The sequence below is a fragment of the Paenibacillus turicensis genome (genome assembly GCF_050461185.1).
GTDB lineage: Bacteria > Bacillota > Bacilli > Paenibacillales > Paenibacillaceae > Fontibacillus > Fontibacillus turicensis_A.
This window is the reverse complement of the sequence record NZ_JBCMOR010000006.1, coordinates 240,975-250,925: the sequence shown is the minus strand read 5'-3', so window position 1 is coordinate 250,925 and position 9,951 is coordinate 240,975. Positions and strand designations below refer to the sequence as shown.

At 38.1% G+C, this 9,951-nt stretch carries 8 protein-coding genes, 8 tRNA genes and 1 rRNA gene; 15 read left to right on the top strand and 2 right to left on the bottom strand.

The annotated features are described in order from the left end of the window. The 15 genes from ABE099_RS12445 to ABE099_RS12375 form a co-directional block, all read left to right on the top strand. Nucleotides 1-100: ribosomal RNA gene (locus ABE099_RS12445) — 23S ribosomal RNA — on the top strand; the annotation flags it as partial. A 66-nt stretch (nt 101-166) separates the two neighbouring features. Beyond that, a tRNA-Ser gene (locus tag ABE099_RS12440) sits at nt 167-258 on the top strand. A gap of 22 nt (nt 259-280) precedes the next feature. Next, nucleotides 281-357 (top strand) — tRNA-Met (locus ABE099_RS12435). 7 nt (nt 358-364) lie between these two features. Next, a tRNA-Val gene (locus tag ABE099_RS12430) sits at nt 365-440 on the top strand. 25 nt (nt 441-465) lie between these two features. After that, a tRNA-Thr gene (locus ABE099_RS12425) sits at nt 466-541 on the top strand. A gap of 19 nt (nt 542-560) precedes the next feature. Beyond that, nucleotides 561-637 (top strand) — tRNA-Asp (locus ABE099_RS12420). Between the two features lie 77 nt (nt 638-714). Continuing rightward, nucleotides 715-787, top strand: a tRNA-Phe gene (locus ABE099_RS12415). 39 nt (nt 788-826) lie between these two features. After that, nucleotides 827-911: transfer RNA gene (locus ABE099_RS12410), tRNA-Tyr, on the top strand. A 5-nt stretch (nt 912-916) separates the two neighbouring features. Beyond that, nucleotides 917-989: transfer RNA gene (locus ABE099_RS12405), tRNA-Lys, on the top strand. Nucleotides 990-1,117: 128 nt separating this feature from the next. Further along, on the top strand, nt 1,118-2,233 hold the full coding sequence (locus ABE099_RS12400; RefSeq protein ID WP_430031091.1) for a PucR family transcriptional regulator: 1,116 nt from the start codon (nt 1,118-1,120) through the stop codon (nt 2,231-2,233). A gap of 133 nt (nt 2,234-2,366) precedes the next feature. Beyond that, on the top strand, nt 2,367-3,479 hold the full coding sequence (locus tag ABE099_RS12395; RefSeq protein ID WP_430031089.1) for an ABC transporter ATP-binding protein: 1,113 nt from the start codon (nt 2,367-2,369) through the stop codon (nt 3,477-3,479). A 373-nt stretch (nt 3,480-3,852) separates the two neighbouring features. Next, on the top strand, nt 3,853-4,794 hold the full coding sequence (hprK, locus tag ABE099_RS12390) for an HPr(Ser) kinase/phosphatase (RefSeq protein WP_430031087.1): 942 nt from the start codon (nt 3,853-3,855) through the stop codon (nt 4,792-4,794). A gap of 364 nt (nt 4,795-5,158) precedes the next feature. After that, nucleotides 5,159-6,196: a prolipoprotein diacylglyceryl transferase gene (gene lgt, locus ABE099_RS12385; RefSeq protein ID WP_430031085.1), complete on the top strand. Its 1,038-nt coding sequence runs from the start codon at nt 5,159-5,161 to the stop codon at nt 6,194-6,196. Nucleotides 6,197-6,425: 229 nt separating this feature from the next. Beyond that, nucleotides 6,426-7,070: a pyrophosphatase PpaX gene (gene ppaX / locus ABE099_RS12380; RefSeq protein ID WP_430031083.1), complete on the top strand. Its 645-nt coding sequence runs from the start codon at nt 6,426-6,428 to the stop codon at nt 7,068-7,070. A gap of 4 nt (nt 7,071-7,074) precedes the next feature. Continuing rightward, nucleotides 7,075-7,572 (top strand): acyltransferase, encoded by a 498-nt coding sequence (locus ABE099_RS12375; RefSeq protein WP_430031080.1) that lies wholly within the window; start codon nt 7,075-7,077, stop codon nt 7,570-7,572. A 171-nt stretch (nt 7,573-7,743) separates the two neighbouring features. Here the strand turns inward: ABE099_RS12375 and ABE099_RS12370 are convergent, their stop codons facing one another. Together ABE099_RS12370 and ABE099_RS12365 are read right to left on the bottom strand one after the other, a co-directional pair. Next, nucleotides 7,744-9,258, bottom strand: coding sequence for a DUF4179 domain-containing protein (locus ABE099_RS12370; RefSeq protein ID WP_430031078.1), 1,515 nt, complete (start codon nt 9,256-9,258; stop codon nt 7,744-7,746). A 1-nt stretch (nt 9,259) separates the two neighbouring features. After that, nucleotides 9,260-9,778: a sigma-70 family RNA polymerase sigma factor gene (locus ABE099_RS12365; protein ID WP_430031076.1), complete on the bottom strand. Its 519-nt coding sequence runs from the start codon at nt 9,776-9,778 to the stop codon at nt 9,260-9,262. Nucleotides 9,779-9,951 lie beyond the last annotated feature (173 nt).

Genomic DNA, 9,951 nt, shown 5'->3' with positions numbered 1-9,951 from the left:
TTAGTAAGACCCCTTGAAGACGACGAGGTAGATAGGCCTGAGGTGGAAGTACAGTAATGTATGGAGCTGACAGGTACTAATCGGTCGAGGGCTTATCCAATAGTTAAAACGCAGCATTTCGTTTCGGATTCAGTTTTCAAGGAGTAAGTGCCTTGTTTGATGGCATGGAGAGGTACCCAAGTGGCTATAAGGGGACCCTCTGCTAAGGGGTTAGACTGCGTAAGCGGTGCGAGGGTTCGAATCCCTCCCTCTCCGCCACTTTCATAATATAATGTAATATGGCGGTGTAGCTCAGCTGGCTAGAGCGTACGGTTCATACCCGTGAGGTCGGGGGTTCGATTCCCTTCGCCGCTACCATTATTACGGAGGCTTAGCTCAGCTGGGAGAGCATCTGCCTTACAAGCAGAGGGTCGGGGGTTCGAGCCCCTCAGCCTCCACCATAATTAAATTTTTAACTTTCACTGTGCCGGTGTAGCTCAATTGGTAGAGCAACTGACTTGTAATCAGTAGGTTGGGGGTTCAAGTCCTCTCGCCGGCACCATTTTTATGCTTTTTAATGCGGAGCCGTGGTGTAGAGGCCTAACATGCCTGCCTGTCACGCAGGAGACCGCGGGTTCGAATCCCGTCGGCTCCGCCATTTATTTTAATTTATATTTCCACAAGGAAGTGGGAAGGTTATAAACATTCCGCTTTATTTTTTTGTCAATTTAATATGGCTCGGTAGCTCAGTCGGTAGAGCAAAGGACTGAAAATCCTTGTGTCGGCGGTTCGATTCCGTCCCGAGCCACTTTTTGAATTTATCCTACAATAGGTAATTCATTAATCCGGGGGCTTAGCGAAGTGGCCAAACGCAGCAGACTGTAAATCTGTTCTCATCGAGTTCGGTGGTTCGAATCCATCAGCCCCCACCAGTTTTGAGCCATTAGCTCAGTTGGTAGAGCACCTGACTTTTAATCAGGGTGTCGAAGGTTCGAGTCCTTCATGGCTCATCCTAAAGGTCGTCAACATATGTTGACGGCTTTTTTGTTTTTTTGATTGTGCTATAATAAGCAATAAAACTGCAATGAAACAATTTTGGATTTGGATGTACTATTTTATTTGGATAGGAATGCATACTATGAAGAAGATCCATACCATTCAACAACAGTTGGCTACAATTATTGGAGCACCTTTTGAATTATCAAATATGAATAAGGAAGAGACCGAGCGATATCATTGGTCGAATATAGATGGAAATCGCTATTATTTTGATGCTGAGCGAAGTTATTATTTGTGGTTATGTGATGAGATAAATGCGGATAGCTTTCAAGTATTTATTTTGAGGAATAAAGTCCTTAATGAGCAGGAAATAAAATTAATTAATTTAGTTATAGCTACGATGCGTCAGCAGGAACAAGGTTATGAGAGCTCTTTTATACAACAGTCAGAAGAAGTGAAAAGTAAAGAGTTTGGTTATTGGCTTCATGAAACGTTAGCTAAGCAGGCTTATGATTTGGAAATACCTCAGCAATATATTTGGAATGAGCAGCTTAAGGGACAGTTATTACCGTTTTTACTTCATTGTGAGGAGAATTTTGCGAACACTTTGAGCTTTAATAAACTGTCTAAGCTATTACGGAGTTATTTTGGAAAAGGAACTGTTTTGATTCCAATGGATCGAGATTGGCTTATTTTGCTAGGGAATAATATAGTTTCCGATTTAAAAGAGGACAATGAGGAGCATACAGAGCTAAGCCAAGATATGCTAATGGGGTTATGTGAAGGTTTATATGAGGTTATTTCGACGGAGTGGGGCGGTGGTGGTCTTTATTTAACCGTTCATGAGGGTCTGATTAAACCTGATCAGCTACTGTATACAATTTATATATTGAAAGAAACCATTGAATTGGGTCAAGCAACCTCCATTGGGGTTCATCTTCATTTTGCTTGGCAATTACAGTTGGAGCGTTTAGTTTATAGTATTTCGACAAGCGGTAAATTAGCGATTAAAGAAATTGTAGGCACTAATTTAGATTTTTTTAAAGATGAGGAAACGTTAACTACGCTAGAAAGTTTTTTTCAATTAGATTGTAATGTGAGTGAGACGGCAAAAAGATTATATATTCATCGTAATACATTGCTATATCGCTTAGATAAGATCAAACAAGAGACAGGGCTTGATGTAAAAAGCTTTCGCGACGCAGTTTTGATGCAGCTTGGATTGCTTTTGTATAAATTAACGAAAAAGTCGTGATTTTTTTGTGCAGTTTGTGGATAGCGAGATTTTGAGGCATTAGGTATTATAAGATTAGAAATTGTATCCGATTACATTTTAAAATTAAAGCACATTCAATACCAAATTTATAATTTATTAGGAGGAATTACACATGGCTGGCGTACGCTTAGAACATATTTATAAAACATATCCTGGTGCTGATAAAGCAACCGTTATTGATGTTAATCTTGATATTGCTGATAAAGAATTTTTAGTATTGGTAGGTCCTTCTGGTTGCGGTAAATCTACTACTCTTCGTATGATTGCAGGTCTAGAAGAAATCTCTGATGGTAAATTGTATATTGGCGACCGTGTTGTGAATGATGTAGCACCTAAAGATCGTGATATCGCGATGGTATTCCAATCCTATGCGCTTTATCCACATATGAACGTATACCAAAACATGGCGTTTGGTTTAAAATTACGTAAAGTTAAAAAAGAAGAAATCGATCAACGTGTACGTGATGCTGCTAAAATTTTGGATATAGAGCATTTGCTTGATCGTAAACCAAAAGCATTATCTGGTGGTCAACGTCAACGTGTTGCGTTAGGACGTGCGATTGTCCGTGATCCTCAAGTATTCTTGATGGATGAGCCGCTTTCTAACTTGGATGCTAAATTACGTGGACAGATGCGTGCTGAAATTACTAAATTGGTAAAACGCCTTGAAACAACTTGTATTTATGTAACGCATGACCAAACAGAAGCGATGACAATGGGTGATCGTATCGTAGTTATGCAAGATGGGATTATTCAACAAGCTGCTTCTCCAGAAGAGCTTTATAACCAACCACGTAACATCTTCGTAGCTGGATTTATCGGTTCACCAACTATGAACTTCGTGAATGGTAACATTATTGAAGAAGGTAGCTCCATCTACTTTAAATCAGAGAACCTTAAGGTAGAAATTCCACAAGGTAAAGCCTCTGTATTAAAAGACTATGTAAATGGTAAAGAAGTTATTTTAGGAATTCGTCCTGAGGATATTCACGAAGAGCCTGTATTCTTAGAAGGATCACCTAACAGTATCTTCACTGCAAGTGTAGATGTAACTGAAAACCTTGGTCACGAAATGTTGTTATACTTGAATAGTAATGCACCATTGATCGCTCGTGTTGATGGACGTTCTAACACTCGTCAAGGTGACACTGTGAAGTTGGCAATCGACATGAATAAAGTCCATGTATTTGATAAAGAATCAGAATTGAACGTATTTTTTAACTAATATCATTTAACTGTAATAGCGAAGTGATATCGATTACGATCAATATTTAATATGATTCGTAAGGCATAAGTTCAGTATTAACTGGGCTTATGCTTTTTTATTTCCCTAATTAAATGCAATCGCATCACTTCCTATATTTATTGTAAATTGGTTAAGCAACATTGATTTAAGCTTCATTTTCCTTTACGATGAATACATACTCCATTATGTAGACTTCATCATGTGAAGGTTTAATTTTAATTGTAATTATTTTATAGAGGAAGACATATGACAGCAGATTGAAAATATGTTTTCCTTACATAATTATTAAAACCACAGATACCCTCATAGTTAGCCGCATTTAAGGGTATCGTATTGGGAAAAGGAGAACTCCATGGCAAAAAAGGTAAAAGTGTCTGAGATGGTGAACCAGTTTGGACTTGAAGTTGTGTCTGGTGAACAGGGGTTAAGTCGTACAATTACAGTAGATGATTTATATCGTCCAGGTTTAGAAATGGCGGGATATTTTGAATACCATCCACCTGAGCGCGTACAAATTTTGGGGAAGACAGAATTGGCCTTTTATGAAATGCTACCTGAGGCGGAACGTGTTAGCCGTATGGAACGTTTATGTAGCAGCCCTGATACACCATGTATTATTGTGACAAGATCGTGGGCAGTGCCACAGGAGCTAATTGATATTAGTACTCGTAACAATGTCCCTGTTTTACGTAGTAGTATGGCTACAACCATTTTGTCTAGTAGAATTACGAGTTTTCTTGAGCGTAAGCTTGCACCAACGGCAACGATCCATGGGGTACTGGTAGACGTGTATGGAGTTGGGATGTTAATTACAGGATCTAGTGGCATTGGTAAAAGTGAAACAGCATTAGAATTAGTGAAGCGTGGACATCGCTTAATCGCCGATGATGCGGTAGAGATTCGCCAAACCTCTGACAATCAGTTGCATGGTACGGCACCAGAACTCATTAGACATTTATTGGAAATCCGTGGTGTTGGTATTATTAATGTAATGACTTTATTTGGTGCAGGTGCAATTCGTAACAATAAACGGATTACGTTAGTTGTAAGATTAGAAGCATGGCAACAAGATAAGCAATATGATCGCTTAGGTCTTGACGAGGAGACAACGCGTATTATTGACACAGATGTTCCCCTTGCAACTATTCCTGTACGGCCTGGTCGTAACTTAGCTGTCATCATTGAAGTAGCAGCGATGAATTATCGCTTGAAGCGTATGGGTTATAATGCAGCATTGCAGTTTACTACGAAGTTAACAGAAACGATTGCTGAAGATATGGACGATCTTGAATAAGACCGGTGAAAAAAGATGAATAACAATTTAGGCTCAATCTTGAAATCAGTGCTTGACGATAACTCCCACTAGCGAAGAGACAGAGAGATTCTGAAGGTTGTTTCTTAAATCAAATTCCACCAATAAAGTTACTTCAATAATAGGAAGTTGATTTTAACAACAATCGCAAGAACGCTCTGGATCGTAGCTACTAACCTTCAGTCGTCGTCAAGTACTAATTTCTAAATAGGGCTATAATTTACAAAAAATAGAACTTGCAGAATTTCAGATTTGTAGTATTTGTTAATTGAACAAGTATGTATTTGAATTTACGGATTTTGCGTTATTAAAATAATGCAAAATCCATTTTTTAGGAGTGTGAGGCATGGCAACGTTAATGATAGATCCAATTATTTTTTCAATTGGTGGTTTTATAGATATACGCTGGTATGGTGTCATATTAGGTATGGGTGCTCTAATTGGCTTATGGATAGCGATACGTGAAGGAAAACGCTTTGGCATCCCTCAGGAATTTTTTATGGATGTATTACTATTTGGTGTTCCCTCGGCAATTGTTGGAGCAAGACTTTATTTTGTTGCCTTCAAATGGGATGATTATAAGGATAATCTATTGGATATTTTCAAAACGTGGGAAGGTGGCATAGCCATATATGGTGCATTAATTGGTGCCATTGTCTGTGCAGTTATTTTGTTTAAAAAACGTGGGTATGATTTCTGGCGAATCGCGGATATTCTTGCACCAGGGCTAATTGTTGGACAAATGATCGGTCGATGGGGTAATTTCGTGAATCAGGAAGCTTATGGTGGGCCTACGACAGAAACCTTTTTAAGCGACTATCTTCACTTGCCTTCCTTTATTGTGGATCAAATGAATATCCAAGGTGTGTACCATCATCCGACATTTTTATATGAGTCCATATGGAGCTTGTTTGTTTTAATTGCCTTGTTTATTTTAAGAAGACAAAAATTTATACGCGCAGGTGAAGTGTTTTTTAGTTACTTCATTTTATATTCAATTGGACGCTTTTTCATTGAGGCGGTACGAACAGATAGTTTGGCATTTCAGGGTCCAGAGTGGTTAGCTTCCTTTATAAATACGTTGTGGGCACCGATGGAGTGGTTAGGCTTTGAGCATGGTGCATTAGATGTCGCGTATGGCAACATCCGTATCTCGCAGCTACTTCCGATCATTATTGTTATTGTTGCTGTAGCATGGATCATTTATCGCCGTATGACGATTAAAAATCTTGCATATTATAGCGACCCGATTGTATCTACTAAAAGCAGTGGTGTAGATGAGTTACCTCATTCAAATACTGTGAGTGGTAAAGATCAACATGCAGTAGAAGCTAAAAATGGCAAGTTGGAAGATAGTCAGAAAATTGATGATAGTAAAAGCTAGGGAGTGTTGAAAAGTCAACAGGGAGCAGATGTTGGCGAATTTTCGATCTATACAAGGCACTTTTACGCAGGCTTACTGGGGTAAGTCAAGGAAAAGTAACACAGTATGGGCCGAAAAGGCGGTAACAGATGACCTTGAATGACTTATCAGACCCGACCTAGTACAACAAGTAAAGATTTAGCATAAATATTATAACTAGAGAGAGCAGTTTTGGATAAGGAGACTAGCGATGATTGACACTGTGTTGTTTGATTTAGATGGAACGATTATAAATACAAATGAGCTAATTATTTCGGGCTTTTTGCATGTGCTTGGGGAACATACGGACAAGCCTTTTACCCGGGAAGAAATTATTCCTAATATGGGGTTAACATTAGATCACCAATTCAAGATTTTTACAGGACTTGAGGATGTATCTCACTTAGCTCAAGCTTACCGCGACTATAGTAATATTCATCATGATAATATGGTCAAGGGTTTTCCTAATGTTAAAGAAGTGATCATGCATTTACATGAGCAAGGGATAAAATTAGGGATTGTAACTACAAAAATGAGGGAAAGCACAAAACGGGTACTAGAGCACTTTGGTTACTTACAGTATTTTGATGTTATTGTTACATTGGATGACGTGAAGGAGCCTAAGCCTAATCCAGAGCCTGTGCTTACTGCTGTAGAAAAGTTAGGATCTGATCCAAAGCGGACAATAATGGTAGGAGATAGTCCAGCAGACATTCAGGCTGCTAATGCGGCTGGGGTTGTTTCAGTGGCTGTATCATGGTCTTTAAAAGGAGCAGAGGTGCTTCGGAAATATGACCCTGCTTATGTTATTGATGATGTGACTGAATTGTATGGAATTATGAGATTGGAGTCATGATAAAGTGAGAAAAGTGGAGAGATATCCAGTAGAAGGAAAAAATGCATTATGGCAGATCTACCGTACGGTAAACCCATTTAAAGGTGTACTGAATTTTATTTTTATTCAATGTGCTAGGTACTGTCCTATTTTACCTTTGAAAAACTGGATATATCGCCGTCTTTTAAAGGTGAAGGTGGGGGAGCATACTGCCTTTGGCTTGATGGTTATGGTTGATGTGTTTTTCCCGCAGCTTATTACGGTTGGGAGGAACTCCGTGATCGGCTATAACACCACTATTCTTGCGCATGAATATTTAATTAAGGAATACCGATTAGGTGAGGTTATTATTGGCGATGAAGTGTTAATTGGTGCGAATACAACCATTTTACCAGGTGTAACGATTGGAGACGGAGCGGTTGTTGCGGCAGGTTCTGTGGTGCATAAGGATGTGGAAGCAGGCAGTTTTGTAGGCGGTAATCCACTGCGGGTGTTGGAGCGTAAGAGCGATGTTAAAGAGTAATATAATATTAAGAAAAAAATATGTTTGAGAAATTAGAAGAAAATCGAGCTTTGAGCGTTAGCAGAAAAGTAGAGTAAATTGTGATTTTTGAAGGATAACAAAAACAGGTAGATCTAGAGATGAAGCAAAGTCTTGTCTCTGATCTACCTATTTTTTTCGTTTTTGTGGCTACTACTTCTTCTGAATCCCGATTAAGGGAATATTAATTTCCTCTAAATGTTCTTCATAGAGATTGTCTACTATTAAAGTTAAAGGTTGAGCATATTTTTTAGTTTCAAGCTCTATTCTTAGTGTTTGGAATTCTTTATGATCTGAGCTTAAATTTAAACTATTACGCCTTTGTGTAGGTTGATATTCAACACCATTTTTATCTTTTAGCTCTGAAATGAAGGTTATAGGTTCATCTTCACTACGATGTTTAGTAATTTTTAACTCAATTTCTGTCGTATTGTTCGCTTTATAGCTTTTTACTGATTCTAAATTAATTATATCTGGCGAGCTAATCAGCTTCTTGTTAACAGTATCTATGACTAACTTAGGTTGCTCTTTGAAGTTATTCCTAATCCCATCCGCTTGGAATGTGATAGTATCATGCTCTAAATAATAAATACTGTCAAAATATACTGAGATTGTGTTGTTGTCCTTTTTGTAGGCTTTAGAATCAACCCTGCTGACATTAGTAGTAGATAAATAAGTTTCCCCATCAGTAATCGTCAAGCTAGGTTGAATAAAGCTATGCAGTAAATCTACATTTGGTTTATTCAATTTAATTTGGACCTCTGTACTCATTGGACGCAGGATCGCTTTTTCGATAATGAAATCGTAATTTATTGATTGTTCCTGCTTATTAATTGGGATTTCCTTCACTAAATCTGAATATACTGATTTTTTAATTGGAATTGAGACTTGAAATTCTTTTCCTATATCAAAAACTTTCTTCCTCTCTTCATCTGTTAACCATCTAGAGGAGACAAGTTTACTTAATTTAGGGAAAGCTTTCATAATTAAATTCGAAGGTATTTCACCTGATTCACTTAAAATGGTCAGTTTGTTACGCATATGAAGACTATACTCGTCACCAACATTTAATATTTCTGTTGAAAGATTTCTGATTGTATCTAAACGATCTCCATTCTCATTTTCAAATGAAATGCCAGTGATACTGTCCCATGGTGAGCCTGGCTTCAAGTTCATCGTATAAAATATTGTTGCACTTTTTCCATCTGCGATAACCCCATCTACTGTAAAAGAGAATTGATCCTGCTGGGATGTTTGGTTGATGGGTTGGTACAAGCCATTTTGGGCAGCTTTTCGTAAGGCTTGTGAGTTTAATTGAGCCACAATGTAATCAGGTATATTTTCCATTGAACTTGTACTCGTACTCTCTGCACTCTGATTTACTAGCTTAGTCCAACTGGGTTGTAATGAAATTAACGTAAACAACAGAGCACACAGCACCACTGCACCCGTCGGAAGTCCCCATTTTTTAAAACCACTTTTCAGTCTTTTTTGCTTGTTCCCACGATCGATGCCTTTCTTAATCGATGCTTGTAATTTATATTCTGGAATGGTTGGAAAAGTTGAGTTAAAATCAGAGCTAGCTTGCTCAAATAGTTGTTCAGTATGTTGCTGCACTTTCTGTTCGCTCTTCTGTTTAACTTCATGTTTGGTTTGATGCCTAGCCATGTTAGTAGCTCCCTCCTCGACTCATTTGAACTCGCACCTTTTTTAAACCTTGGTGGAGCCACGTTTTTACTGTTCCTTCTGGCTTATCTAAAACCGTTGCTATATCTGTTAATGTCATATCATGATAATATTTAAGAATAAGAACATGACGATACTTAGGCTTTAATTTATCTAATGCCTTCTGTAAATCCATCTTTTGGACACTTACCATTTCAACACTTTGTTGGACAGGTTCTATTTGCTCTGACGTTGTTGTTCGCTTCTGGCGCCTCTGCTCATCGATACAGTAATTAATCAGAACCCGAATGAGCCAAGGAATAAAGGATTCTGGATCTCTGATGTGAGAGCATTTGACCCAAGCTCGGCATACCGCTTCTTGAATTGCTTCTAACGAATCGCCTTCATTTCTTAAATAGCTATAGGCAATGCGATAAAGTTTATCTTGATGCACAGTTATTAATTGTTCAAATGCTTGCTGATCCCCTTGGCAAGCAGCGAAAGCTAATGTATGTGTTGTCATACGATTAAAGTTCCTTCCTCTTCTCTCTATCTGTACTGGTTAAAATCAAAACGCAAAATCATAGTATGCATACTTATATATTAAGACAGTCCATCCAACAAAACGGTTTTATTTTTTTTATAATTGACGAAGCTAAAAAAGGTATGATAAAATATCACATAACTTTAGTTTGG